This is a genomic window from Streptomyces sp. NPDC052064, from assembly GCF_055585925.1.
Genome location: NZ_JBVJJE010000004.1, coordinates 666,040 through 691,646, shown reverse-complemented (window position 1 = coordinate 691,646; position 25,607 = coordinate 666,040). Strand labels below are relative to the sequence as shown.

At 71.3% G+C, this 25,607-nt stretch carries 22 protein-coding genes and 1 tRNA gene; 13 read left to right on the top strand and 10 right to left on the bottom strand.

Annotated elements, in window-relative coordinates:
* Positions 1 to 83: 83 nt before the first annotated feature.
* Both ACZ6TU_RS14320 and ACZ6TU_RS14315 read left to right on the top strand, forming a co-directional pair.
* On the top strand, positions 84 to 803 hold the full coding sequence (locus tag ACZ6TU_RS14320) for a YidC/Oxa1 family membrane protein insertase (protein ID WP_469548401.1): 720 nt from the start codon (positions 84 to 86) through the stop codon (positions 801 to 803).
* Between the two features lie 149 nt (positions 804 to 952).
* Positions 953 to 1,810 (top strand): fumarylacetoacetate hydrolase family protein, encoded by an 858-nt coding sequence (locus tag ACZ6TU_RS14315; protein WP_467668026.1) that lies wholly within the window; start codon positions 953 to 955, stop codon positions 1,808 to 1,810.
* Positions 1,811 to 1,895: 85 nt separating this feature from the next.
* On the opposite strand, the gene ACZ6TU_RS14310 is transcribed toward ACZ6TU_RS14315, so the two are convergent.
* The 4 genes from ACZ6TU_RS14310 to ACZ6TU_RS14295 form a co-directional block, all read right to left on the bottom strand.
* Complete coding sequence (locus ACZ6TU_RS14310; protein WP_469548398.1) at positions 1,896 to 2,186, bottom strand: hypothetical protein; 291 nt, start codon at positions 2,184 to 2,186, stop codon at positions 1,896 to 1,898.
* 66 nt (positions 2,187 to 2,252) lie between these two features.
* Entirely contained in the window at positions 2,253 to 3,119 is an 867-nt protein-coding gene (locus ACZ6TU_RS14305; RefSeq protein ID WP_467668030.1) for an LLM class F420-dependent oxidoreductase, read from the bottom strand.
* A 105-nt stretch (positions 3,120 to 3,224) separates the two neighbouring features.
* Complete coding sequence (locus ACZ6TU_RS14300; RefSeq protein ID WP_469548395.1) at positions 3,225 to 3,758, bottom strand: heme-degrading domain-containing protein; 534 nt, start codon at positions 3,756 to 3,758, stop codon at positions 3,225 to 3,227.
* Complete coding sequence (locus tag ACZ6TU_RS14295) at positions 3,755 to 4,852, bottom strand: Gfo/Idh/MocA family oxidoreductase (protein ID WP_469548392.1); 1,098 nt, start codon at positions 4,850 to 4,852, stop codon at positions 3,755 to 3,757. The genes ACZ6TU_RS14300 and ACZ6TU_RS14295 overlap by 4 nt, the downstream gene beginning before the upstream one ends.
* A gap of 48 nt (positions 4,853 to 4,900) precedes the next feature.
* Here ACZ6TU_RS14295 and ACZ6TU_RS14290 point away from each other — a divergent pair, with 48 nt between their 5' ends.
* Positions 4,901 to 6,091 (top strand): ROK family transcriptional regulator, encoded by a 1,191-nt coding sequence (locus ACZ6TU_RS14290; protein ID WP_469548389.1) that lies wholly within the window; start codon positions 4,901 to 4,903, stop codon positions 6,089 to 6,091.
* Here the strand turns inward: ACZ6TU_RS14290 and ACZ6TU_RS14285 are convergent.
* Positions 6,049 to 7,227, bottom strand: a complete 1,179-nt coding sequence (locus tag ACZ6TU_RS14285) for a TetR/AcrR family transcriptional regulator (protein ID WP_469548387.1) — start codon at positions 7,225 to 7,227, stop codon at positions 6,049 to 6,051. The two genes, ACZ6TU_RS14290 and ACZ6TU_RS14285, sit on opposite strands and share 43 nt — an antisense overlap.
* 131 nt (positions 7,228 to 7,358) lie before the next feature.
* Between ACZ6TU_RS14285 and ACZ6TU_RS14280 the strand changes: the two genes are divergently transcribed.
* The 6 genes from ACZ6TU_RS14280 (at position 7,359) to ACZ6TU_RS14255 (ending at position 12,191) form a co-directional block, all read left to right on the top strand.
* On the top strand, positions 7,359 to 7,577 hold the full coding sequence (locus ACZ6TU_RS14280; RefSeq protein WP_467668040.1) for a hypothetical protein: 219 nt from the start codon (positions 7,359 to 7,361) through the stop codon (positions 7,575 to 7,577).
* A 110-nt stretch (positions 7,578 to 7,687) separates the two neighbouring features.
* The gene (locus tag ACZ6TU_RS14275; RefSeq protein WP_469548384.1) at positions 7,688 to 8,464 is read left to right on the top strand and encodes an LPXTG cell wall anchor domain-containing protein; all 777 of its coding nucleotides are present in this window, start codon (positions 7,688 to 7,690) and stop codon (positions 8,462 to 8,464) included.
* A gap of 124 nt (positions 8,465 to 8,588) precedes the next feature.
* Complete coding sequence (locus ACZ6TU_RS14270) at positions 8,589 to 9,368, top strand: HAD-IIA family hydrolase (RefSeq protein WP_193505829.1); 780 nt, start codon at positions 8,589 to 8,591, stop codon at positions 9,366 to 9,368.
* Between the two features lie 121 nt (positions 9,369 to 9,489).
* The gene (locus tag ACZ6TU_RS14265) at positions 9,490 to 10,341 is read left to right on the top strand and encodes a hypothetical protein (RefSeq protein ID WP_469548381.1); all 852 of its coding nucleotides are present in this window, start codon (positions 9,490 to 9,492) and stop codon (positions 10,339 to 10,341) included.
* A 2-nt stretch (positions 10,342 to 10,343) separates the two neighbouring features.
* The gene (locus ACZ6TU_RS14260; protein ID WP_469548378.1) at positions 10,344 to 11,021 is read left to right on the top strand and encodes a class F sortase; all 678 of its coding nucleotides are present in this window, start codon (positions 10,344 to 10,346) and stop codon (positions 11,019 to 11,021) included.
* A gap of 123 nt (positions 11,022 to 11,144) precedes the next feature.
* Positions 11,145 to 12,191 carry a glycoside hydrolase family 6 protein gene (locus ACZ6TU_RS14255; RefSeq protein WP_469548376.1) on the top strand — a complete coding sequence of 349 codons (1,047 nt, stop codon included), beginning with the start codon at positions 11,145 to 11,147 and terminating at the stop codon, positions 12,189 to 12,191.
* On the opposite strand, the gene ACZ6TU_RS14250 is transcribed toward ACZ6TU_RS14255, so the two are convergent.
* The 5 genes from ACZ6TU_RS14250 to ACZ6TU_RS14230 form a co-directional block, all read right to left on the bottom strand.
* Entirely contained in the window at positions 12,188 to 16,396 is a 4,209-nt protein-coding gene (locus tag ACZ6TU_RS14250) for an nSTAND1 domain-containing NTPase (RefSeq protein WP_469548373.1), read from the bottom strand. The genes ACZ6TU_RS14255 and ACZ6TU_RS14250 overlap by 4 nt on opposite strands.
* Before the next feature lie 165 nt (positions 16,397 to 16,561).
* Complete coding sequence (glxA, locus tag ACZ6TU_RS14245; protein ID WP_467668051.1) at positions 16,562 to 18,502, bottom strand: radical copper oxidase GlxA; 1,941 nt, start codon at positions 18,500 to 18,502, stop codon at positions 16,562 to 16,564.
* Positions 18,499 to 20,505, bottom strand: a complete 2,007-nt coding sequence (locus tag ACZ6TU_RS14240) for a glycosyltransferase family 2 protein (protein ID WP_467668053.1) — start codon at positions 20,503 to 20,505, stop codon at positions 18,499 to 18,501. Before ACZ6TU_RS14240 ends, glxA begins: the two co-directional genes overlap by 4 nt.
* 324 nt (positions 20,506 to 20,829) lie before the next feature.
* Positions 20,830 to 21,543, bottom strand: coding sequence for a FadR/GntR family transcriptional regulator (locus tag ACZ6TU_RS14235; protein WP_467668055.1), 714 nt, complete (start codon positions 21,541 to 21,543; stop codon positions 20,830 to 20,832).
* A 111-nt stretch (positions 21,544 to 21,654) separates the two neighbouring features.
* A tRNA-Lys gene (locus ACZ6TU_RS14230) sits at positions 21,655 to 21,728 on the bottom strand.
* Positions 21,729 to 21,927: 199 nt separating this feature from the next.
* Between ACZ6TU_RS14230 and ACZ6TU_RS14225 the strand changes: the two genes are divergently transcribed.
* From ACZ6TU_RS14225 to ACZ6TU_RS14210, 4 genes are all read left to right on the top strand, one after another.
* The gene (locus ACZ6TU_RS14225; RefSeq protein ID WP_469548367.1) at positions 21,928 to 23,127 is read left to right on the top strand and encodes a peptidoglycan-binding protein; all 1,200 of its coding nucleotides are present in this window, start codon (positions 21,928 to 21,930) and stop codon (positions 23,125 to 23,127) included.
* A gap of 81 nt (positions 23,128 to 23,208) precedes the next feature.
* Positions 23,209 to 24,330 carry an SPFH domain-containing protein gene (locus ACZ6TU_RS14220; protein ID WP_469548364.1) on the top strand — a complete coding sequence of 374 codons (1,122 nt, stop codon included), beginning with the start codon at positions 23,209 to 23,211 and terminating at the stop codon, positions 24,328 to 24,330.
* Between the two features lie 101 nt (positions 24,331 to 24,431).
* Positions 24,432 to 25,037: a lytic polysaccharide monooxygenase auxiliary activity family 9 protein gene (locus ACZ6TU_RS14215; RefSeq protein ID WP_467668061.1), complete on the top strand. Its 606-nt coding sequence runs from the start codon at positions 24,432 to 24,434 to the stop codon at positions 25,035 to 25,037.
* Positions 25,038 to 25,123: 86 nt separating this feature from the next.
* Complete coding sequence (locus tag ACZ6TU_RS14210; protein ID WP_469548359.1) at positions 25,124 to 25,579, top strand: DUF3592 domain-containing protein; 456 nt, start codon at positions 25,124 to 25,126, stop codon at positions 25,577 to 25,579.
* The last annotated feature ends 28 nt before the right edge of the window (positions 25,580 to 25,607 follow it).

Below are 25,607 nucleotides of genomic sequence, written 5' to 3'. Positions count from 1 at the left end.
ACGTTCACGTAGCCGGCCCCGCGCGGGTCGTCATGCCGCCATGTCCCACTCCCGGCACGACGAGACCCCCGGAGGGCTCACCCATGTCCGTCTTCGCCAACCTGGTCGAGCGACTCGCCGACCTCCTCCAGCCGCTGCTCGGCGCCTCCGCGGCCGCCGGCGCGATCGTCCTGTTCACCGCGCTCGTACGACTCCTCGTCCACCCCCTGTCCCGGGCCGCCGCGCGCGGCCAGAAGGCCCGCACCGCGCTCCAGCCGAAGATCGCCGAGCTGCGGAAGAAGCACGGGAGGAACCCCGAGAAGCTCCAGCGGGCCGTGCTGGAGCTGCACGCCGAGGAGAAGGTGTCGCCACTGGCCGGCTGCCTGCCCGGGCTGCTCCAGGTGCCCGCGTTCTTCCTGCTCTACCACCTGTTCTCCAGCGACACGATCGGCGGGCGGGCCAACGAGCTGCTCGGTCACCAGCTGTTCGCCGCGCCGCTGGGTGAGCGGTGGACGGACGCGCTGGGGGCGGGCGGTCTCCTCGGCGGTCCGGGGCTCGTCTACGCCGGGCTGTTCGTGATCGTCGCCGGTGTCGCCGCGTTCAGCTACCGCCTCAGCAAGCGCATGATGGCCGCGAATCCGGCCGTCCCGGCCGCGGGCAGCGGCGGTGAGCAGGTGCCGGGGCTGGGGGCGGTCACCAGGGTCATGCCGTTCATGTCCTTCTTCACGCTCGTCACCGTGGCCGTGGTGCCGCTGGCCGCGGCGCTGTACGTCGTGACCAGCACGACGTGGAGTGTCGTCGAGCGCGCTGTTCTGTACCGGTAGCCGGTCAGGTACGTGACGGTCCAGTACTTGAACTGGGTATTGCGGAGTGGACTCCCAGCTTGGAGGATCGACCAGTCCTCCGATGGCTGCCCCGCCGCATCCGGGTCGCGCGCATCGGGCGGGCGCCCGCGATCGAGGGAGACGTGATCATGAAGCTGCTGCGAGTCGGTACGGCGGGGGCGGAGCGGCCCGCGCTGCTCGACGCCGAGGGGGCCCTGCGGGACCTGTCGGGCGTCGTCGCGGACGTCGACGGCGCGCTGCTCGCCGACGAGGCCGCGCTCGGCCGGGTCCGGGCCGCCGCCGACGCCGGCGAGCTGCCCGTCCTGGACGCCACCGGGCTGCGGATCGGGCCGCCGCTGGCCCGGATCGGCAAGATCGTCTGCATCGGGCTGAACTACCACGACCACGCGCGCGAGACGGGTGCCGAGCCGCCCGCCGAGCCGGTCCTCTTCATGAAGGCGCCGGACACGGTCGTGGGGCCGCACGACACGGTGCTCGTGCCGCGCGAGTCCCGCAAGACCGACTGGGAGGTCGAGCTGGCCGTCGTCATCGGGCGTACGGCCAGGTACCTGCGGTCCACGGAGGAGGGGCTCGCGCACGTCGCCGGGTACGCGGTGGCGCACGACGTGTCCGAGCGGGAGTTCCAGATCGAGCGGGGCGGGACCTGGGACAAGGGGAAGAACTGCGAGACGTTCAACCCGCTGGGGCCGTGGCTGGTGACGGCGGACGAGGTGCCGGATCCGCAGCGGCTGTCGCTGCGGCTGTGGGTCAACGGGGAGTTGAAGCAGGACGGGACGACGGCTGAGCAGATCTTCCCGGTGGGGGAGGTCGTGCGGTACCTCAGTCAGTTCATGACGCTGTACCCCGGCGATGTGATCAACACGGGGACGCCGGCGGGGGTTGCGCTGGGGGCGCCTGAGCCCAAGCCCTTCCTTCGGGCCGGGGATGTCGTGGAGCTGGAGATCGAGGGGCTCGGGCGGCAGCGGCAGGAGTTCAAGGACGCGTAGCGCCTGAGAGGCGGGGAGCTGGGCCGTCTGTGGCAGCGCCCTGCCTCTCCTCGACGTGTGGAGGTGACGTCCGAGGGGCGGCCGCTCAGGGACGTCGCCGGTCCAACTCCTCGACAAGCGCCGACGAAAAGATCGTGCCTGCCAGCCAGGCGTCCTTGTCGGGGCCCTGCGCCGGAATGATCAGGCGGCGGCGCACCCACGGCTCCAGCCGGCCGGGCAACTCCATGGCTGCCTCCGCCCAGACGCCTTCCTCATCCTCCGCGAACGACAGACCGCTCAGAGTCGCGGAGTGCTCGGAAAGAGCGGCCCTCAGGCCCTCGACGACTTCCGCGCGGAATTCTTCGAGGTATGCCTCGTGGTCCGGGATCTTTGCCATACGCCTTCGTCGTCCAGCACCCGCAGTCGTAGTAGTACGAGCGCTACCCATGCGGCGGGGCGCCCCTCATGGCAGGAGATCGGCCAGGTCGCGCCAGGCCTTCCTCGGGAGGGTCTCCCGGGGTCCGCCGTCCAGGACCTGGAGGGCGAGGTGGTCCGCTCCCGCCTCGAAGAAGGCGTCGATCTTGGCGCGGATCGCCGTCTCGTCGCCCCAGGCGAACAGGGCGTCGACCAGGCGGTCGCTGCCGCCGTCCTTCAGGTCGTCCTCGGTGAAGCCGTGCCGGAGGAAGTTGTTGGTGTAGTTCGGCAGCGGGAGGTAGATCCCGAGGAACTCGCGGGCCAGGGCGCGGGCGCGGGCCGGGTCCGTCTCCGGGACGACGCCCAGCTCCGGGGCCAGCAGCGGGGCCTCGCCCAGGATCTCGCGGGCGTGCGCGGTGTGCTCCGGGGTGACCAGGTACGGGATCGAGCCCGCCGCCCGGTCGCGGGCCAGCCGGAGCGACTTCGGGCCCAGGGCGGCCAGGAGGCGGCGGTCCGCCGGCACTCCGGCGGCGTCCAGGCCGTCGAGGTGGCCGACGAGAGCCGAGTACGGGCGGGAGTACTGCTCCTCGCGCTTGGCGTGGCTCACTCCGAGGCCCAGCAGGAAACGCCCGGGGTGGGCCGACTCCAGGTCCCCGAAGGCCGTGGCGGCGGCGTCCGGCTCGTGCTGCCAGATGCTCTGGATGCTGGTGCCGACCGTGAGCTTCGAGGTCGCCTCGATCAGCGGGGCGGCGTTGGCCGCGGAGCTGTTGCCGCCCAGCCAGACGGCGCCGTAGCCGAGCTCCTCCAGTTCGGCGGCTGCCTCGGCGAGCTCGCCGCGCCGGTCCGGGTCCTCCGAGCGCAGGCCTACGCTCCAGATGCCGTACCGGCCGACGGTTTCCTTCAGAGCGGTGGTCATCGGTTGGGATCCCTCCGGTGGGGCGCCGTGCTCGATCATGCGTACAGCAGGTGCCAACCGGAGGGGCCCGGTAGTAATTCCGAGCAGGCGTCGGCGATTTCGGCGCTAGCGGTCCTTGCCGAGGAACTCCTCCAGCGCCTCCACCACGAACCGGTGGTCCTGGAGCTGCGGCAGCCCGGACACCGTCACCGTGCCGATCACGCCGGCACCCTCGACGGTGATCGGGAAGGAACCGCCGTGCGCCGCGTACGTGTCGGGGTCGAGGCGCGAGGACTCCTCGAACGTCGTGCCCTTGGCGCGGAAACGGGCGCCCACCAGGTAGGAGGCGGAGCCGTAGCGCTCCACCACCCGGCGCTTGCGGGCGATCCAGGCGTCGTTGTCGGGCGTGGAGCCGGGCAGCGCCGCGTGGAAGAGCTGCTGGCCGGCGCGGTGGATGTCGATCGCGACCGGGGCCTGCCGCTCCCGGGCCATGCCGACGAGGAGCGAGCCGAGCGCCCAGGCGTCGTCATGGGTGAACTGGCGGAACACCAGGCGGCGTTCCTCCTTCTCCAGCTCCTCCAGGCTCGGGGTGAGCTCCGGGTGGAACTTCGGGGTCAGCTCCTGGTGGTGCGAAGGGGTGTGCGCGCTCTTGTGTGTCACAGGGTCACCGTCACCTTCTCGCGGGCCGAACGACGGGCGGCCTCCAGTACGTCCAGGGCGGCGGCCGCCTCCCGCGCGGTCACCGGGTTCGGGGCCCCCTCCAGCAGGGCCTTCGCCACGGCCGCATAGTAAGCGGGGTAGTCGCCCGGGAGGGTGGGTTCGGGTCGGCCGCCTCCCGTGACCGGGGACTCGCCGGAGCCCACGCGGCCCCACAGCGACTCGGGCTCCACTCCCCAGCCGGGCCCGGGGCGGTGGCCTTCGCGCAGGGCCGCCTCCTGGGGGTCGAGGCCGTACTTGACGTAGCCCGCGGCGGAGCCCAGGACGCGGAAGCGGGGGCCGAGCTGGGCGGTCGTCGCGGAGACGTAGAGGTGGGAGCGGACGCCGCTCGTGTGCGTGATCGCGATGAACGTGTCGTCGTCCGTCTCGGCGCCCGGGCGGCGGATGTCCGACTCCGCGTGGACGGCGGCCGCCGGGCCGAAGAGGACCAGGGCCTGGTCGACGACATGGCTGCCGAGGTCGTACAGCAGACCTCCGATCTCTGCCGGGTCGCCGGACTCCCGCCAGCCGCCCTTCGGCTTCGGACGCCAGCGCTCGAAGCGGGACTCGAAGCGCCAGACGTCGCCCAACTCGCCCTCGTCGATCAGCTTGCGCAGGGTGAGGAAGTCGTTGTCCCAGCGGCGGTTCTGGAAGACGGAGAGGAGCAGGCCGCGCTCCTCGGCCAGGGCGGCCAGCTCGCGGGCCTCGGCCGCCGTGCCCGCGACGGGCTTGTCGACCACGACCGGCAGACCGGCCTGGAGCGCGGTGGTCGCGAGCGGCACGTGCGTCTTGTTCGGGGAGGCCACGACGATCAGGTCCAGCTCGGCGGCCCGGTCGAACAGCTCGTCCGGTCCGGCGGCGAGGCGCACGTCCGGGAACTCGGAGCGGGCCTGCTGCTGCCGTTCGGGGTTCGAGGTGACCACCGTGTCGAGGGCGAGGCCCTCCGTGGCGGCGATCAGCGGGGCGTGGAAGACGGAGCCGGCGAGGCCGTAGCCGACGAGGCCGACGCGGAGAGGCGAGCCGGTTGTGCCGGTTGTGCCGAGGGGTGTGCCAGTCATGCCATCCACTTTCGCAACGCTGTTGCCAAAGTGCAAGCGCCAGGGACAATGGGTGGCGTGAACAGGGCGAACGACCGTACGAGCGGAGTGGGCGGAGTGAGCGGCATGGCCGGCGCAGGGGCGGGAGCGAACCTGCTCGCTCTGCGCAGCCACAACGCCGCGCTGGTGCTCGACCTGCTGCGGACGGCCGGGTCCGACGGCATCAGCCGGCTCGAACTCGCCGAGCGGACCGGCCTCACCCCACAGGCGGTCAGCAAGATCACGGCCCGGCTGCGGGAGGACGGCCTCGCGGCGGAGGCGGGGCGCCGCGCGTCGACCGGGGGCAAGCCGCGCACGGTGCTGCGGCTGGTGCCCGAGGCGGGGCACGCGGTGGGGGTCCACCTGGACCGGGACGAGGTCCGGGCCGTGCTCGTGGATCTGCGCGGGACGGTGGTGAGGGAGCGGCGGGCCGCGCTGGATCTGGGGGCCGGGGCGCGGGCGGTGCTGGCGGCGGTGACGCAAGCCGTGGGGGAGACGGTGACGGAAGCCGTGGGGGAGACGGTGCCGGAGGTGCCCGCCGGACCGCTCCTCGCCCATGCCGGTTCCCTGATCGGGGTGGGGGTGGCGCTGCCCGGGCCGCTCGACCACGTCCGGGGTGTGCTGCACCGGGTGACCGGTTTCCCCGAGTGGGACGGCTTTCCGCTGCGGGAGGCGCTGGCTGAGCGGCTCGGGGTGCCGGTCGTGGTCGACAAGGACACCAACGCGGCGGCGCTGGGCCTGGCGGCCGGGGGTGAGGGCGGCTCCTTCGCGTACCTGCACCTCGGTACGGGGCTGGGGGCCGGTCTGGTGATCGGCGGGAGCGTGCACCGGGGAGCCCGGACCGGGGCCGGGGAGTTCGGCCACCAGGTGATCCAGCTGGACGGCCCGCCGTGCACCTGCGGCGACCGCGGCTGCGTGGAGGCGCTGTGCCTCGGTGCGGTGGCGCGCGGCGATGCCGAGGAGGCGGCACGGGTGCTGGGAGCGGGCGCGGCGAACCTGGTGGGACTGCTCGACATCGACGTCGTCCTGCTGGGCGGCCGCACGGTGGCCGCGGCTCCGGAGGCGTTCGTGCGGGGCGTCGGGGCGGTACTGGGGGCGCGGGCCCGGCGGACGGGGGAGGACGCCGTGCCAGTGCGCGTCGCGCCGGGTGGGGGGCGGGTCGTGGCGGTGGGGGCGGCTCAGCTGGTGCTGGGGCCGGTGTTCGGGCGGGGGGACGGCTGAGGGGGTGGGGCCGGATTCGGGGCGGAGGTCGGATCCGGGGGTGGGGCCGGATTCGGGGTGGGGGCCGGATTCGGGGCGGAGGTCGGATCCGGGGGTGGGGCCGGACTCGGAGTGGGGGCCGGATTCGGGGCGGAGGTCGGATCCGGGGGTGGGGCCGGACTCGGAGTGGGGGCCGGATTCGGGGCGGAGGTCGGATCCGGGGTTGGGACCGGACTCGGAGTGGGGGCCGGATTCGGGGCGGAGGTCGGATCCGGGGGTGGGGCCGGACTCGGAGTGGGGGCCGGACTCGGAGTGGGGGCCGGATTCGGGGTGGGGACCGGATCCGGGGTGGAGGTCGGATTCGGGGTGGGGGCGGGAACCGGATGCGGCTGGGGCGTCGTGGAGGTGGCGTCCGGGAAGATCCGCCCCAGGTGGTACTCCAGCACCGTTCGTACGTCCGCGAGTGAGCGGCGGCCGTGCAGGACGTCCAGACCCAGCCCGACCGCTCCCGACACCAGCAGGTCGGCCTCGTGCACCCGGTCGATGCCCGGCGCGGTGCTCCCCGTCGCCTCACCCGCCCCGATGATGTCCGCGACGAGCCGTTCCAGCGGCTGCTCGGCGGCCAGGAAGACCTCCGCGAGCACGGGATCGGTGAGGCTCCGCGCGTAGTACGCCGTGAACACCCGCAGGGCGAAGGCGCGTTGCTCGTCCAACGGCAGGAACTCGTCCAGCACCGCCCGCAGCAGCGCGCACGGCTCCGTCATGTCGTGCGGGATACGCCCCTGGGCCAGCCGTTCGTTCTCCTCGTGCAGCAGCCGCAGCGCCTCGACCATCAGGGCGTGCTTGGAGTCGAAGTGGTACTGCACGACCCGCAGCGACACCCTGGCCTCCGCCGCGATCCTGCGCATGCTCGCCGCGTCCAGCCCCTGCTCGGCCGCGATACGCCACACCGCCTCGGCGATCCGGCGCCGATGACGCGCCCGGACGTCCGTCGGCCGGGGCGCGGGCGGGGTGCCCGGGGCGGGCAGCGGCTGCCGGCGCCGGCGGTACGCACGGGCCTGGCAGCTCCGGGAACAGTAGACGGGCGGGCGGCCTCGGGCCGGACGGGCCGTGGGTTTGCCGCACACCGGGCACGCTCGCTTCTTTTCGTCACGCACTCCCTCATGATAGCGCGCCGAGAAAGTGTGACGTAAAGCAGAAATCATGGCCTAGGCAAGGCAAATACGCCCCCGCCGATTGATACGTTCGTAACGTCAACATCACACCTCTCCCCGCGGAAGGGAAGGCAATGAAGTACGACGTCCTACAGGTCCTCGGCATGGTCACGCTGGTCGTGTGTGCCCAGGCACTCGTCCGGCTCCTCGTCGACAACGGCGACCGGGGGCTGCTGGACGGGCTCCCCGGTGGCTTCCTCCCCGCGCTGCTGGTCTACGCGGTCCTCACCGCCGCCGGTGTCCTCCTGACCGGCTGGGCCCACTCGCGTGCGAAGGCACTGGGGCGGCGCTGAGGATCCTCTCGGGCCCCTCGGAGTGTCCGCCGACCGGGCGGATCCGCACCGCCGTTCGGGGGAGTTCCCGGCGATGTCGGCTCGCAATCGGCTCCATCCGGCAATGTCACATGTCCATGCGACCCTGCACGCCCGCTCACCTCTGCCTGGCGGCGGCAGCCGCCGTCCTGCTCGCTGGGGCCCCGGCGTACGCGGAAGACCCGGCGCCCGCCTGTGCCGCGCCCGACGACCACACCTTCCCGCTCACCACGCGGATCCACGGTGGGCCCGACGCCTACACGGCCGGGGGCGGGTTCGGGACCTGGTACGTCGATCTGACCAACACGACCGACCGGCCGTGCACCGATATCCACCCCGTCGTCGTGCTCGTCGACGACAAGCGGGCGCTGGAGCCGTCGCAGCCCCGGCTGGAGTTCTTCGAGGGGGCGCGGGCGCACCCCGTGCGGTTCGAGAAGACCGGTGAGGACGAACTCGTCGGGGCGTTCGCCGACGAAGAGGACCGGTTCGCCGGGTTCACCGTCGGGCCGGGGAAGACCGTCACCGTGAAGGTACGGCTCGCGGTCACCTCGGACGCCGTGCCGAACGACGTCACCGTCAACGCCGCCGTGGTGCAGCGGCACGACGACGACGGCGACTGGGTCGGGCAGTCGAACGACTACCGGTTCGGGATCGACGGCGACGGCCCGATCGACGGGGGCGAGCCGGAGGCCGACGGGGATACCGACTCCCTGCCGGAGGCCGACGCGTCCGTCCCGCCCCGCGAGGACCGCTTCCCGTTCGCCGACGAACTCGCCCGTACCGGAACCGGCGGCCAGGTCGCCGCGGCTGCCGCGGCGGTGCTGCTCGCCGGAGGCGGGGCACTGCTGCTCGTGCGTCGGCGCCGCTGAGCCGCGAGGAGCTGTCCCGCCTGTCGGGACGCCGTATACAGGCCATTCCGCAAGATCCCGCCACTGTTTAGGCTGGGCAGCCCCAAGGCGCACGCCGGCCCGCGTACGGCAGGAGATCCCGCACATGGCAGACCGCAAGCCCATCGAATCGTGGCTCACCGACATGGACGGTGTGCTCATCCACGAGGGTGTACCGATCCCCGGCGCCGACGCCTTCCTCAAGAAGCTGCGCGAGTCCGGGAAGCCCTTCCTGGTCCTCACCAACAACTCGATGTACACCCCGCGCGACCTGCACGCCCGGCTGCGCCGCATGGGTCTGGAGGTGCCGATCGAGAGCATCTGGACCTCGGCCCTGGCCACGGCCCAGTTCCTGGACGACCAGCGGCCGGGCGGGTCGGCGTACGTCATCGGCGAGGCAGGCCTGACCACCGCGCTGCACGACATCGGCTACATCCTGACCGACCACGAGCCGGACTACGTCGTCCTCGGCGAGACCCGCACGTACTCCTTCGAGGCCATGACGAAGGCGGTACGGCTCATCCTCGACGGCGCCCGTTTCATCTGCACCAACCCCGACGAGACGGGCCCGTCCACCGAGGGCCCGCTGCCCGCGACCGGCGCGGTGGCCGCGCTGATCACCCAGGCGACCGGCAAGAAGCCGTACTTCGCGGGCAAGCCGAACCCGCTGATGATGCGGACCGGGCTGAACGCCATCGGGGCGCACTCCGAGAGCAGCGCGATGATCGGCGATCGCATGGACACGGACGTGCTGGCGGGCATGGAGGCCGGGATGCAGACGTTCCTGGTGCTCACCGGCCTGACCCGGCCCGACCAGGTCGAGGGCTTCCCGTACCGGCCGTCGCAGGTCGTGGACTCGATCGCGGACCTCGTCGACCGGGTCTGAGTCCCGGGAGGCGGCGAGCCGGAGCTCAAACCCGTCGCCACCCGCATGGAGCAGTCGCCGCGTCCCTGAGGATGCGGTGGCCGACCGTGCGGGGGAGGCTCCAGGCGTCTGGAGGTTCACGATGGGTTCCCTGAGAGTCACTGTCTGTACGAGCGTCCTCGTCTCGGCCGCCCTCACCCCGGCCGCGTACGCGGCGGGCGCAGGGGGCGTCTCGGTGACGCCGGCGATCCCCGCACCCGGCAGTGACGTCACGCTCCGCGTGACCGACTGTGCGGAGAGGATGGCCGTCGCCCGCTCGGCGGCGTTCGTCGCGGACGCGCGGCTCGCCGTCGCCGACGGTGAACTCGTCGGCGAGAGCCGCGTCCGCTCCACGCTCGACGCGGGAACGTACGCCGTGAAGGTCACCTGCGGGGACGCCGAACGGACCGGCACGTTCACCGTCCGGGAGCGTGAGGGGCCGCGGCGGTCCGCGTCCGGGACGGGCGAGCATCCGTCCGTGTCCGGGACCGGTGGACAGCCGCCTGCGCCCTGGGCCGGTGGCCGGCCACGTGCGTCCGTGCCCGGAACGGTCGGGCAGCCGCCCGCACCGGGGACGGTCGGGCAGCGGCCCGCGCCCGGGACCGGTGGGCAGCCGTCCGCGTCCGAGAGTGGTGGGCAGCCGTCCGCGTCCGGCGACGACGGGCAGCGGCCCGCGCCCGGGACCGGTGGGCAGCCGCCCGCGCCCGAGGGTGGTGGGCAGCCGTCCGCGTCCGGCGACGACGGGCAGCGGCCCGCCTCCCGGCGGCCGGGCGCGTACGCCTCACCCGTCGCCCCCGTCCAGGCGGGCGGCGGTGGTGCGGCGGACCTCGTCGCCGCCGAGGACCGCGGGGCCGGTCCCGGTACGGCGCAGGGGGTGACCGGCCTGATTCTCGCGGGAGTGGCCGCGGTGGTCGTCGCGCTGGGCGGTGTCCGCCGGAGCCGCGGAACGGACTGACCATGCCCGACCAGGATCGAATCAAGGGACGCTCCTCGGGCACCGGCCGCCTGCTGGCCGGCGTCGCCTGGGTGGCGCTGCTGCTCGGGCTGTGGCTGTGGGGCCGCGAGGTGACCGACGTACGGCACGGCATGTCCGCACCCACCACGGGCGACATGGCGGCGGCCGGACGGCCCCCGGACGTGAAACTGCCGCCCGCGCACCGCCCGTTGGGCGACGCGCTGCCGCAGCGTGTCGACATCCCCGGGCTCGGCGTGCAGGCACCCGTGGTCGCGCGGGGCCTGGACGCGCGCGGCGCGCTCGATCCGCCGCCGTACGACCAGCCGGGTGTGGTCGGCTGGTACGCGGGCGGCGTCGCGCCCGGGGCGCCGGGGACCGCGCTGATGGTCGGTCACGTGGACACCGACACCCGGCCCGCCGTCTTCTACAAGATCAGCGCCATGCGGCCGGGCCAGACGATCCGGGTGATCCGGGCCGACACCAAGGTCGCCGAGTTCACCGTCGAGTCCGTCCAGATCCTCACCCGCGACCGCTTCGACGCCCACCAGGCCTACGGGCCCCGCGAGTCGGGACGGGCCGAGCTGCGGCTGGTCACCTGCGGTGGCAGCTTCGACCGTACGACCCGCAGCTACACGGCGAACGTGGTGGTGTCGGCGTACCTGACGGGAACCGGCCTCTAGCAGGCCGGTGCGCCCACCCCACCCGGTCGGCGACCCGCTCCGTGCAGGTGGCTTCCGCCTGTGGGGGCCGCGGGACGTATGTCAGGATTGAGACTTGGAACGGTGCACCCAAGGGGGAGTTGGATGTACGGCAGCAGGGGGGCAGGGGCGTCCGTCGCGAGGCGGGTGTCCGCAGTGGTGCTGGGGGCGGCACTGCTGATCACGGGGTGTTCGTCGAACGGAGGGGACGGATCGGACACAGGAGCCGACACAGGCGCCGACGCGGGCGCCGGGATCACACAGCAGCCCAAGGAGACCGCCCCGTTCTGGGTCAATCCGGACGGCACGGCGGCCCAGCAGGTGGCCGCCCTGGAGAAGGCCGGGAAGAAGCAGGACGCCGAGCAGATCCGCAAGATCGCCGAGCAGCCGGTCGCCGAGTGGATCGGCCCGGACGACCCGGAGCAGCAGACGCGGGGCTTCACCGAGGCCGCGGACAAGGCCGACCGTACGGCACTGCTCGTCCTCTACAACATCCCGCACCGCGACTGCGGCCAGTACTCGCAGGGCGGCGCCGCCGACGGCAACGCCTACCGCGAGTGGCTCGACGGCGTGGCGGCGGGCATCGGCGACCGCTCCGCCACGGTCATCCTCGAACCGGACGCGCTGCTGCACCTGGTGGACGGCTGCACTCCGGAGCAGTTCCACGAGGAGCGCTACGACCTCCTCAAGGGCGCCGTCACCAAGCTGAAGTCCCTGAAGAACACCCAGGTGTACCTGGACGCGGGCAACGCCGGCTGGCAGAACCCCGACCAGATCTTCGAGCCGCTGAAGTGGGCCGGAATCGAACAGGCCGACGGCTTCTCCGTCAACGTCTCCAACTTCTACTCCACCGACGAATCCATCGCCTACGGCAAGCGGCTCTCCGGCAAGGTCGGCAACAAGCACTTCGTCATCGACACCAGCCGCAACGGCAAGGGCCCCTACACCCAGGGCAACCCGGACGAACGCTGGTGCAACCCGCCGAGCCGTGCGCTGGGCGAGACGCCGACGACCAAGACGGCGGACCCGGTGGTCGACGCGTACCTGTGGGTGAAGCGGCCCGGCGAGTCGGACGGCGAGTGCAAGGGCGGGCCGAAGGCGGGGCAGTGGTGGTCGGACTATGCGCTGAAGCTGGCCAAGGCGAGTTCCTAGAAGCCCGGGCACACGTCGTCGACCAGGTCGGGATCGACGGCCAGTTCCTTCTCGGCCTCGGTCATCTCCCGCCCCGCGAGGGCGCACAACCGGTCCATCCACCGCTCGGGTTCGAGCGGGACCACGGAGGTGCGGGAGCCGTCGACGATCGTGAGGGCCTTGCCGTCGGTGCTCGGTGAGAGGACCGAGCCGTAGCCCACGTAGTAGCGGTAGGTGTCCTGGCGCTTCTCGATGTCCCATACGACCTGTTCACCGGCGGCGGTGGTCGTGTGGAGCAGGCGGTCGCCCAGGAAGCGGCCGAGGTAGTAGACGCCGTTGGTGGTGAGAGCCGGTAGGTCTCGCTTCTTCTCGACGTCCCACAGTCGTACCCGGCCGCCGGAGTACTGCACGGCGAGGATTCTGCCGTCGGGGGAGAGGGCGAACGACCGGACCGACCTGTCCCTCCCCTCCCTCTTGATCCACCTCTTGAACTCACCGGTACTGAAGTCCCAGACGCCGATTTCGGCCACCGTCCGCACCACGGCCTGCGGTTTGCCGGGTACGGCGGTGGCGAAGGTGCCGGCCGCCTCGTTGGCGAGCTGCGCACGCTCCTGGACGGGAGGCCGGTAGATCTCGCCGTCCGGTTTGCCGGTGTCGAGATTCCAGCGGGAGACGTACGACAGCCCCGAGATCACGGCGTGGTCGTCGTCGGAGAAGCTCAGGTTGATCCAGGACGGGACGAGCCCCGTCCGGGGGTCCGCCCCGGAAGCCGTGATGCCGGGAGGGGCGGGCAGCTCGAGGACGTGCTCCTCCCTGAGGGAAGCACCGTCGATCCGCCAGACGAGGACCGTCCGCTCGTCCTGGGCGATGGTCAGCATCCGCCGTCCGTCCGGGCTGAAGGCCGCGTACATACGGGCCAGCGGCCGGGAGGGGCGCGCGGTCGCGAGGAGGCGGTGGTCGGCCAGGTTCCACAGCTGGAGTCCTGTGCCCTTGGAGTCGACGACCGCCATCCTGCCGCTCGGTCCGTCCGGTGTGCGGATGCGGTTGATCAGGGAGTTGGAGTCGAAGGAGGTGGGCGGCTCGACGCGTACGGTGACGATGCTTCCGCCGACTCCGACGGCGGCGCGCAGGTTGTCCGGAGGGCCGGCGAGCGCGACTGCCGGAGCGAACGAGCGGCCGGTGATGTTCTGGTCCTCGGGAGCCGCGGCGGGGGTGTCGAAGGTGGCCGGCCAGCCCTTCTCCAGATCGATGAGGAGGAACCGCATCCGGCCCAGGTCGCTGCCGATGCGCCCGGTGGGATTGACCAGGTAGCGGCCGGTGGCGTCGAGCCGGGGCGTGTAGAGCGGGCGCAGGCCCGGGAAGCTGTTGCTCCAGTTCTGGAATCGCCGGGGCGTGGTGCCCAGCCGCCACGCTTCGAGTGCGCCCTGCTCGGTGCAGGTGACCAGGACACGGCCGTTGCAGCTGACCGTCGCGGAGGCGGTGGCGCGCTCGTCCCAGGGGCGGTGCAGCGAACCCCGGTTCAGGTCCCAGGAGACCAGTCGGCCCCGTACGTCGTCCGCTTCCGCTCCGGAGGGCACGATCCGCGCCACGACCGTGTCGTCCGCGGCGAACCAGGCCTGTGCCGCGTCCCAGCCGCGCGGCGGGGCGAGGGTACGGCCCGTGCGGCGGCCGTCGTCCGCGTTCCACACGAGCACGCCCTCGCGGGGGATCGCGGCGAGGATCCGTTTCCTGTCCCCGTCGAAGCGCAGGTCGTTGGGGGCGCGCGGGTTCTTCTCCACAGCCTTGCCCTCGCGCAGGGCAATGATCCGGAACCTGTCCGAGTCGGAGGAGGTCGGTACGCCGAGGGAGATCAGACCCCAGCCGCTCGCCCGGGCCGCTCTCCGCCCGTCGGCCGATATGGCGATCCGCTCGGTGTCCTGCCGTTTCGAGAAAAGATTGGGTCTGGGCGGTTTCTTCCCTCGTAGGTCCAGCCGCACGAAGTCGCCGTTGCCCAGGACGGCGTATGCGAACGAGCCGTCGTCCGTGAGCGCAACGTCCTCGACGTCGTTACGCCCCTCCATCACCACCCGCTCCACGTCCTGCAACCGCAGATGATGCGCCAGCAGCGCGGAACGCGCGTCCGGCCGGGCCTCCGCCCGGTACGCCCCGACCGCATACAGCGAGGAGGCGGTCAACGACGTGCTGTCGATACTCGCGGCCTGCTGCGCCAACCGGTCCGAAGCCAGCCGCCGCTGCTCCGTCAGCAGGTTCAGGTACAGCACGGACACCACCGCCGCCGCCGCCACGGCCAGAACCGTGACAACCGCCCAGAGCGCCCGCAGATACCGCTTCCGGCGCTCGGACCTCGCGGCCTCGTGTGCCTTACGAGCCCGCAGTCCGACGCTCGCCTCGATGAACTCCCGGTCCTCCTCCGTGAGTTCGTCATGCCGCTCCGCGAGCCACTGCTCCGCCACCGACAGCGCCGGATCCTCCAGCAACAGTCCGTCCGGCCGCCCCGCCCGCCACCAGCGGGCCCGGTCGTAGCGCAGTTCGCCGCGCCAGGTGAGGAACGTACGGTCGGTCTCCAACTGCTCCGCGAGCGGCTGCCAGTGTTCGATGAGGGCCTCGTGGGCCAGCTCGACCGTCTCGCCCCGCTCGGGGTCCACGCCCACCACCAGGACGCGGGCCTCGACGAGCTCCCGGGCGATGGACCACCGCTCCTCGCCCGCGTCACGGCGTGCGAGCCGGGCGCGCAGGGCCGTGCCGCTGCCGGGCGGGACCTGGATCAGCGCGCGGAGCAGCCCGGCCGCGGCCTCCGGCGTCGCTCCGCGCAGCGCCCGCTGCCACGCCGAGTCGGCCCTGCTGCTCAACACCCCGCCAAGACCGCCCAGCTCGCGGTACGCGTCGAGTCGGAGCCGACCGCCGACCTGGCCCTCCCACAGAGTGGTCAGGACGAAACCGAGCAGCGGCAGGGCTCCCGGCCGGCCCGCCGCGTCCTCGATGAGCCGGTCGGCCAGTCCGCTGTCGTACTCCACGCCGGGGAAGGCCCGCAGCGGCAGCCGGACCACCTCGGTGAGCTGCTCGCGGGTCATCAGGCCCAGCTGGTGCGCGGGCGCTCCGCCGACCAGCCGGCTCAGCTCCGGGTGGCGCAGGGCCGCGTCCTGGAAGTCGGTCCGCAGCGCGACCAGGACCGCCACTCCGGGGTGCCGGCAGGCGTCGAGGAGGGCGTCCACCAGGGCGCTCAGCTCCTCCTCGGGGCGCAGCAGCAGCGCCTCCGACTGGTCGATGGCCAGCACGAGTCCGCGTGCCGAGCGGTGGGTCCGCAGTGTCTCCAGGATCGTCGCGGCGTCGGGCTGCCGGCCCTCGGCACGCAGTGGGACGACCTCGACGTCCTGCTCCTTCAGGCGGGGCAGCACGCCTGCCATGAGGAGGGAGGACTTGCCGGAGCCGGAGGGGCCGGACAGTGTCACGCAGCCCTCGGGCGCCGGCCCGTGCGGGCAGAGCAGGTCGACGACCGCGGTGACGTCCTCGTCCCGGCCGAAGAAGTGCGCGCTGTGTTCCTCGGTGTACGGGCGCAGGCCCGGGAAGGGGGAGGAGGGTGCGAGGAGTTCGGCCAGATCCGGCAGTTCGTCGAGGATCGTCCGGGTCGGGATGCAGAAGCTCTGCCCGCGGTGCGCCGGTGAGATCGAGGCGACGACGCCGACCACGGCACCGAGGTCGTCGTCCCATACGGCCGAACCGCTGAAGCCGGGCTGGATCGGATCCGACTGTCCGTCGAGCGGCGACATCTGCAGCCGTCCCGTGCTGGTACGGGCGCGCAGCCGGGCTGTGTGCCAGCCGCCGCCCGTGTCGTCCCTGGGCAGTCCGAAAACGATGGCCTTGTGGTCCCAGACGTCCCGGGGCGCCACCATCAGGACCGGCCGGGCCTCCGGGAGCGGGCGGGACAGGGAGAGTACGGCGACGTCCCCGGTGCCGTTCGCGCGTACCGGCACCCAGTCGCGGACGACGGCATCCACCGACTCGCCCTCCCGGAGGACCAGGCGGACACCGAGGGCTCCGTCGGGGCGTTCTTCCTGGCGGACCGGCCGCCCCGAGGCCTCCAGTACGACATGGGCGCAGGTCAGCACCAGTGTGGGCGCGATGAGCACCCCCAGGCCGCCGATGCGCCCGTCCCCGCCGGTGACCTGGACGGTCGCGGCGGCCAGGACCTCCTCGGCCACCGGGCCCGCCGTGGTCGACTCGGTCATCTCCCGTTTCCCCCGCCGCAGTTGACCCCACGCGTTGCCGATGTCGTACCGAGAGCACACCAGAGTGCGTGCACACGTCAAGCACGTTTCCCGACATCGCCCTACGGACGAACGACAGGGGCGCCCTCCGCACCGGAGAGCGCCCCTGTCAGCCGATGGCCATGGCTACGGCACCTTGACCCACTGCGCCTTGCTCGGTGTGCCCCGGTCGTCCGTCACGAACAGCATGTACCAGCCCGCCTGGACCAGGTTCCGGTTCTTCGGCACGGTCACCGTCAGCTTGTCGCCGGACGCCTTGAAGTCCAGCGCGATCGACCGCTGGTCGACGTCGGTGACGTGCGTGGCGGCGCTCGGGCGGATCAGCCGGACCTTCTGGATCTTGGACGCGTCCGACGAGGTGAACGTCCCCGTCCCGCCGCGCTCGATGGTCTGCGGCCCGCCGGACAGCGAGGGCTGGTCCCCGCTGCCGTAGAGGTACGGCGGCGTGTAGATCTCGATGCGCTGCTCGAACTCGCCCGGCTTGGTGTTGGCCTTGTCGCCGTACAGCGAGTCCGAGCCGAAGAACATCACGCGACCGTCGGGCAGCAGGATCGACCCGGAGTGGTAGTTGCGGCCCACCAGCGGGTCGGCGACCCGCCTGAGCTCGTTCTTCTCGGTGTCGTAGAGCCGCGCCTCGAAGATGTTGGAGTCGCTGCGGCCCCGGTAGTCCTCCGAACCGCCGGAGATCAGCACGCTGTCGTCGGGCAGGATCGAGGAGTTCGGGTAACGCGTGCCCTTGTCCAGGGACGGGCCGTCCACAAAGCGCGGGTCGTCGTCCTTCAGGTCGACGATCCGGGTCTTCTCGCTGGACTCCTGGGACTCGCCGACGCCACCGCCGCCGATCACCATGTACTTCTCGTCCTGCGCCGGCGGCAGCAGCACCGTGCCGGACGTCTCCATCAGCTTGGAGTCGCTCAGGCCGGGGACCTTCGTGAACCTGTTGGTGTCCACGTCCCACACGCCCGGCTCACGGCCCACGTTGTCCGGCCCGTAGCCCGCGTTGGAACCCGAGTAGAAGATCTTGCCGTTCTGCATGAGGAACAGCGCCGGGTAGGTCGGGAACTGCCGGACCTTGTCCGTGTAGGTCCACTTCTTGGTCTTCGGGTCGAAGACCTCGTTCTTGCCCGGGACCAGCTGGCCGATGTCGTCCAGGCCGGAGACGCTGAGGATCTTCCCGTCGCTCAGGGTGGTGAGCGTCGGGTACCAGCGGGCCTCCTTCATCGGGTCGACCTTGATGTACTTCTCGGCGACCGGGTCGAACTCGAACGCGTCCCGGATCCCCTGGAAGTCCTTCTTGTCGAGGGCGAGCTTCTGCGCGATGCCATAGGTGTTCTTGGCGTCGGCGCCCTTCAGGCCGTGCACGCGGTAGTTGTCCTGTGTGCCCGTCTCGTACTTCTTGCCCCGCTTCTGCGCCTCGACGTAGATACGGCCGAGACCGGGGTCGTTGCGCAGGAACCTGCCGGTCGCCTTGTCGAAGACCTTCTTCGCGCGCGGCACGAGGACCGGGTCCTTCGAGACGAAGGTCTTGCCGTTCTGCTTGCCCCTGAACTTCGTACCGGCGGGCAGCGTTATCGGCTTGTCCGGGTTCTCGTTGTGGACGATCATCAGGCCGCCGGCCTTGGTGACGTCACCCTTGAGCTTCTCGTACCGCTTGGTGCCGCCGGCGATCAGCAGGTTGCCGTTGGCGAGCTGGGTGTGGCCGGTGCAGAACAGGTCGCTGGGCGTCGGGACCTTCTTGATGGTGCCCTTGACCGGGTCCCAGATCCGGGTGTCGAACTTCTTCGCGTCGAAGTTGTCCTGGTTGTTGCCCGACCCCGCGACGAGCAGCACCTTGCCGGTGCGCAGCAGCGCCGCGTGGATGGTGTTCTGCCGGTACTCCTCGGGGAAATCGATGATCTCCCACTTGCCGTTCGCGGCTTTGTACTCCGGCTTGTTGATTTGGTACTGGTGGTATTTCTCGGTGCCGAAGCGGTAGAGCCACGGCCCGTTCATCCCGGCCAGCGCGAGTACCACCGCCGTGCCGATCGCGAGTCGACGGGCCCGGCGGCGGCCTGCACGGTCGTTCATTCCTTACGTCCCCCAAGTCCACCAAGGGCGATCTGCATGGTCTGGTCGGATCCCCCGACCTCCCCGTTTCCGCCAGGGGCGGCGGCCCGACTGGGCATGTACTGCGGGGCGTGCGGCGCCGCCTGCTGCTGCGAGACGGGCAGCGGCTGCGTCCGGTTCAGCCCCGCAGGGTCCTGCGGCTGCTCCACGGCGGGTGCGGCGGGCTTCTTCGCGTCCTGCCGCAGCTGCCAGCGCCAGGCGAAGACCGGCGAGGCGGTGATCAGCAGCGCGAACGTCGCCCAGATGATCATCGCGGGGTGCGAGTGGCCGAAGACGAAGCCGGCCGCGATCGACGCACCGAAGATCGCGACGAAGTACCAGTGGTAGCGGAACGTCCCGAACCAGCGGTCCGGGCTCGCCGAGTCGCCCTTGGGCGTGACCACGAACTTGCTCTTGCGTCGCAGCACGGAGTCGATCAGCGCTTTCGCGTACAGCGGCGCCGACAGCGCGGACATCACCATGCCGGCCACACCGCCGGAGCCCTCCGGCTCGTGCGGCGAGACGTTGTGCCGGCGGTTCCAGACGTACAGACCGATCTGGAGCGCGGAGGCGTTGCCGTAGAGCATCAGCCAGACCGCCGGGTCGATGTTCACACCCGAGGCGCCCAGGCCCAGGAACAGGCAGCAGCTCAGCGCGGCCAGGATCCAGTTCAGGGCCGACATCGGGTAGAAGATGATCATCATCGTGTAGTTGAAGAGCTTGCTCGGCGGCAGCGAGTACCAGCCCTTCCAGTACTGCTTGAGGATCGTCTCGTACGTCCCTCGCGACCAGCGCATCTGCTGGGTGAAGAAGTCCGTCCAGGCGCTGGGGCCCTCACCGACCGCGAGCACGTCCGGGGTGTAGACGGAGCGCCACTTGCGGCCCGTCGCCGGGTTCTTGTGGCGGTGCATCTCGAAGCCGGTCGCCATGTCCTCGGTGATCGAGTCGTACAGACCGCCGATCTGCTTCAGCGCCTTGATGCGCACGGCGTTGGACGTGCCGACGAACATCGGGGAGCCGTAGCGGTTGCCGGCGCGCTGGATCAGCGCGTGGAAGAGGAACTGCTGCGACTCGGCGGCCTTGGTGATCGGGTTGTCGTAGTTGCCGTAGACCTGCGGGCCGATGACGAAGCCGACGTCCGGGTCACGGAAGAAGCCGAGCATCCGCTCCAGGTAGTTGGGCAGCGGCACGTGGTCGGTGTCGACCGAGGCGAAGAAGTCGTAGTCGCCGCCGTGCGCCTCCAGCCAGGCGTTGTAGTTGCCGTGCTTGGTCTTGGCGCGGTGCGGGCCCTTGGCCTGGTTCCACTTCGCGACGCCCTTGCGCGAGAAGTGGTGCACGCCGAGGCGCTCGCAGACCGCCTTCACCTCGGGGTCGTCGCCCTCGTCGAGCAGCCACACGTGCATCAGGCCCCGGTGGCGGATCCTGACGGCCGCCTCCAGGGTCTTCGTCACCATCTCCAGCGGCTCCTTGCCGGGCACGAAGGAGGTGAGGAATGCCACTCTGGTGCCGGTCTCGGGCACCACCGGGACGGGGTCGCGGGCGACCAGCGTGGCGTGCGCGTTCGACACCACGTTCATGCAGCGGAAGAACTCGATCAGACCGATCGCGACCAGCATCACCATGTCCAGCGCGGGCAGCCAGTCGAAGGCCGGGTAGTCGCGCTCGGTCCAGTGCTCGGGCTGGAGCAGCCACACCAGCAGCACCACGGACAGCACCGGGGCCGCGGCCAGCATCAGCGCGACTCTCATGCGGTGCGGTTCCTGCGAGATCAGCGACCGGTACTGCACCTTGTACGGCTTGGTCGGATCAGGCTGGGTGAGGGGACCCGCGAGCCGGCTGTAGTGCTCGTAGTCGTATCTCGGCAGCGTCTTCTTGATCCGCCGGAACGTCCCCGTGGTGCTCATCCGATGTGCCGGCACCCTGAGCTGGGTGGTCTGGGACGGGTCGTGGTCCTGCTGCCGGGCGCCCGTCGGCCTCGACGTCATGAGTCATCCCCCCACACGCGGACACCGCGTGTTTCGTCGCTTCCTTCCGTCTGCTGGAGGTCCCCCTCGACCTTCACAGACGTATCAGTGGTGGGTCGCTGTCACCACGTCATCCACACCCTATAGACACGGCAACGCGACCTTCCGGTTGCATGATGCCCCCCTCGGCATCGCTTCATGAACGGGGCCCCCATCCCCGCCCGATCCGCAACCGGCTCTGATTCCCCCCAACTGCCGCGAAACCGCAACATGTTGAAAAACCAGAAAACCAGGGTTCTACGGCCTTCATCATGATCGCAAGGTGTGAAACGCGGCGTTTACCGGTCATACGCGTTCATTGCGGTGGGTGTGGGGACCCTGTGGAGCCGTTGTGGACAGGCGGGCGCGGATGTTCCCGAAGTGCTCTCTTATGGCATCCTCCGCCCGTATCGAATCGCCGGAACGGACCGCGTCGAGGATCTCCCGGTGCTGCCGGCAGGTCACCTTCGGGTCCTGCGGCACGCCCCCGAGGTCCGTGCGGACCCGGTGGAAGGCGTCCCAGAACGCCTCCAGGACCTCGCTCAGCAGCACGTTGTCCAGCCCCCGGTAGAGGGTGGCGTGGAAGGCCCGGTCGGTCTCGGCGAGACCGGCTCCGCGCGCGGCCTGCTCTTCCATACGGTCGACGAGCCCGTCCAGTTCAACGAGGTCCGCTTCCGGTATCCGCCCCGCGAGCCGGGAGGCCAGCCCGGTCTCCATCGCCTCCCGCAATTCCAGCAGCTGGAGCAGGGAGTCCTCGCCCCGGTAGTGCCCGGCGACCGTGCGGAAGGCGAGGCCCTCGATCATCGGGGCCAGGGACATCGGGCCGACGTAGGTGCCGAAGCCGTGCCGGATCTCCACGATGCCCATCGCCTGGAGCGCCTTCAGCGCCTCCCGCACCGAGTTCCGGCTCGCGCCGAGGTACTCCATCAGCTCGGGCTCGGTCGGCAGCGGGGCCCCGGAGGCCAGCCGGCGGTCGATGATGAGCTTTTTGATCCGCTCCTGGAGGTCACGCGCTGCCATGGCGAGAGGGTATCCGGCCAATCGCGCGGTGGGCCGGGTTCCGGCCACAGGGAGAGGGGCCCCCGGAGACACAAGAAGGCCCCCCGCTTCCGCGAGAGGCCTTCCGGTCGGTGCGCCGCCAGGGACTCGAACCCCGGACCCGCTGATTAAGAGTCAGCTGCTCTAACCAACTGAGCTAGCGGCGCGCGCTGACGGCGTAACTCTACAGGACGTGCGGAGGTGCTCCTGACCACCCTTCCGGGCCCGGGGCGACCCTCGCAAGGGCGCCGCGTACATCATTCGGACCGTCAGCATGCGCGCGCGGAAGACAGTTGAGAAACTGACGACGCGCGCCCGGACGGGCACGGGCGCGGCCTTTTCCGCCGGAAGTGTGAGGGGAATCGCATGGAGTCTCCGGTATTCGAGGAATTCGACCCCGCGAGCGACTGCGACTGCCCCGGATGCGTCCACTGGCGCCGGGTCCTGCCGCATTCCCGGGCCGGCCGCGCCACCGCCCACCCGGCCGCACACCGTGCCCTCGCCCTGGCCGCCGTGGCCTCGGCGGCGCTCGGCGCGGGCCACGCCATACCGGCCACAGCCGCTCCGCACGCATCTCACCGACCCGGCGTTTCCGCAGGTGAAGAGCCTGACACCCCTCAGGGTGGCCAGGCCCCGCTGCACGGCCCCGGTGAGCGTCCCGCGAAGCCCTCCGTCACCCTCAAGCCAACCGTCATCACCCGTTCGGAGATCATCAACCGGGCCAAGACCTGGGTCGCCGCGAAGGTGCCGTACAGCATGAACGCGTACCGGCCCGACGGTTACCGGCAGGACTGCTCGGGCTATGTATCCATGGCCTGGAAGCTGCCCGGAAACGAGTGGACGGGCAGTCTCGCCGAATACGGTGAGCGGATTTCCAAGGAGGAACTCCAGCCGGGCGACATTCTGCTGTTCCACAATCCGACCGCCCCCGAGAGCGGCTCGCACGTCGTCATTTTCGGCGGCTGGACGGACTCCACGCACACCTACTACATCGCCTACGAGCAGACCCGCCCGCACACCCGCCGGCAGTCCACCCCGTACGCCTACTGGAGCGACTCCGACCGGTACGTCCCCTACCGGTACAAGGGCGTCACCCCGAAGGAACCGGGAACCGCACCTGGCAAGAAACCGGCCTCCGGGAACCCGGGCGTACCGGCCGCCACGTCCTACCCGGGAGCGGCGTATTCCGGCCCCGGCGCGAACAACGAGTACGTCACGCCGCTCGGCCGCAAGCTCGTCGCGCGCGGGGCCGGTGGCTCCCACGGCCTGGGCCCGGGCAAGGACGTGAAGGCCGGTGCGGTCGGGCCGCCGCCCTCCTCCCACGGGGTCCCCGGGTACCCGGGGCGGGCGATGTTCCGGCCCGGCGCCGACAACACGTACGTCACCCAGCTGGGGAGGCAGCTCGTGCGGAAGGGGTTCGGCAGGTTCTACACGGTCGGGCCGGGACCGCGCTGGGGCGAGGCGGACCGGCGCGCGGTCGGGGCCTTCCAGCGAACCCAGGGCTGGCGGGGAGGCGCGGCGGACGGCTACCCGGGTCCCGAGACCTGGCGGCGGCTCTTCTCCTAGGGCTCCTCTCGGAGGGGCCCTGAACCCCCGGCACCGGGGATCACCGTTGTGACGCATCTGGCGCGGAGGCTTGAGGCACCCATGAGTACGACGACTTCCCACACGTCCGAGCCCGACGGACCGGCCGGCGGACCGGTCAGACCCGCCCGGCTCATCCAGAACGAGGCCACCATCGAGATCCCCGTCCACCTGCTGTTCCGCGACGACCCCGACCCGGCGACGGTACCGCTGAAGCCGGTGGTCCTCGGCCGCAGGCAGGGCACGGGGGAGCAGCGGCGTCTCGGACGCCCGGCGGACGTGGCGCCGCGCCCGGTGCCGCAGGTCGATCCCGACCTGGTGGAGCGGCCCGCGCTGGTGCTGCCCGGGGCGGCGGGTGTGCTGGCCGGGGCCTGCGGGGCGGCCGGGTGTGTGGCCACCTCCTGGTGGGCCGGGCTGCTGCCGCCGCTCGTGCTGGAGGCGCTGCTGCTGCCCGCGCACGCCGGGGCCGGGCTCGGCCCCGCGCAGTGGGCGGCGTACGCCGGGGCCGGGGCGCTCGGGCTGTTCGGGTTCGGCGGGCTGGCCCGGGGCCGGACCGGGCGGGCCTGGGTGCTGGATCTGTTCGGCCGCTACCGGGGGACCGTCCGGCGCTCCGGTCTGCTGTGGGTCAATCCGCTGCTGCTGCGCCGCCGGGTGGACGTACGGCTGCGGCACTGGCGCAGCGAGCCGGTACCGGCCACCGACGCGAGCGGGGTCGCGATGCGGGTGGTCGTCCAGTTGGTGTGGTGCGTGCGGGACACCGCTCGGGCGACCCTGGGCGTCGAGGACCACGAGACGTATCTGCGCGAGTGCGTCGAGGCGGCCCTGGCCCGGGTGCCGGTGGGGATGCCCGGCGGGACCGAGGGCGCCACGGACGCGGCGGCCGAGGCGCTGACCCGGCTGGTGGCGGACGACGCGGCACCGGTCGGCCTGGAGGTGTTCTCGGTGCAGCCGCTCCGGGTGGAGTACGCCCCCGAGGTCGCCGCGGCGATGCACCGCCGCCGCATCGCCGCGCTGGACGCCCAGCACCGGGCGAGTGTGCTCACCTCGGTCGTGGACTCGGTGGAGGACACGGTGACCCGGCTGACCATGCGGGGGCTGGTCGAACTCGACGACTACGAGCGGAAGGTGCTGGTGAAGGACCTGACGGTGGCGTTCTGCGCGGGCCGGGGAGAAACGGCTCCGTGATTGGTATGGACATGTTCAACTCACGCTCATACTCTCAGGCTTGGTCTAGACCTACATGCACAGCTCACTGAACCTCCCCCACGTTCTCCAGGAGCGGCAGCATGCGCACAAGGACCAAGTTGTCCGCAGCCGCGGTGGGACTGGCCACGACCGGAGCCCTCGTGCTCTCCTCCGGCGGCGCCAGCGGCCACGGCTACACCGACCTCCCCGTCAGCCGGCAGAAGCTCTGCCAGAACGGCACCGTGACCAACTGCGGTTCGATCCAATGGGAACCGCAGAGCGTCGAGGGCCCGAAGGGCTTCCCGGCCTCCGGCCCGGCCGACGGGCAGATATGCAACGCCGGCCTCGGCCGGTTCAGCCGGCTCAGCGCACCGCGGACGCCGTCCGGCGGGGCCTGGCCCACCACCAGGGTGACGGGTGGCCAGACCTACACGTTCCGCTGGCAGTTCACGGCCATGCACGCCACGACCGACTTCACGTACTACATCACCAAGCCGGGCTGGAATCAGAACCACAGCCTGGCCCGGTCCGACCTCAACCTCACGCCGTTCTTCACGGTGCCGTACAACGGCCGGCGGCCCCCGTCCACGCTCTCGCACAGCGGCAGGCTGCCGTCCGGGCTGAGCGGCCATCACGTCATCCTGGCGGTGTGGACGATCGCCGACACGGGCAACGCGTTCTACGCGTGCTCGGACGTCACCTTCTGAGGTTCTCCTGAGGCGGCGGCGCGGCCGGTGTGGGTAGGTTCCCCCATGCCGGCCGATCGCGACCGTGCGGGACATCGGGGGACACCATGGCGGCATTCCAGGCCTTCTTCTACGTCGTACCGGCACTCATGATCGCCCTGGCGGTCTTCGCCCTGACCGGGATCGCCCGCCGCGCGAAGGCTGTGAGCAGGGCCTGGAACAGCGGGTTCACGTCCCAGGCGCGGTGTCTGCGGGCGTACACGACGACCAGTGGTGGCGGTGACACCGGTGTGCGAACCACCTTGCACCACGTCTACGAGTTCACCACGTTCGACGCCCGCCAGATCCGCTTCGACGAGGCGAACGGTCCGGCGACGACCGTGGAGGGTGACATCGTCACCGTGCACTACCTGCCGGACCGCCCGGAGCGCGCCACGGCCCACGCGCCGGCGCGGGGGAGGCTCGCGGCAGGCACGGGCTGTGCGGCGGTGTTGCTGGGCGTGGTCATCGTCTTCTGCCTGGCGTTCATGGTCATCGCCCATCTCATGTTCACCGTGGTGTGACGCCACGACAGCCCTCCACATCTGACGG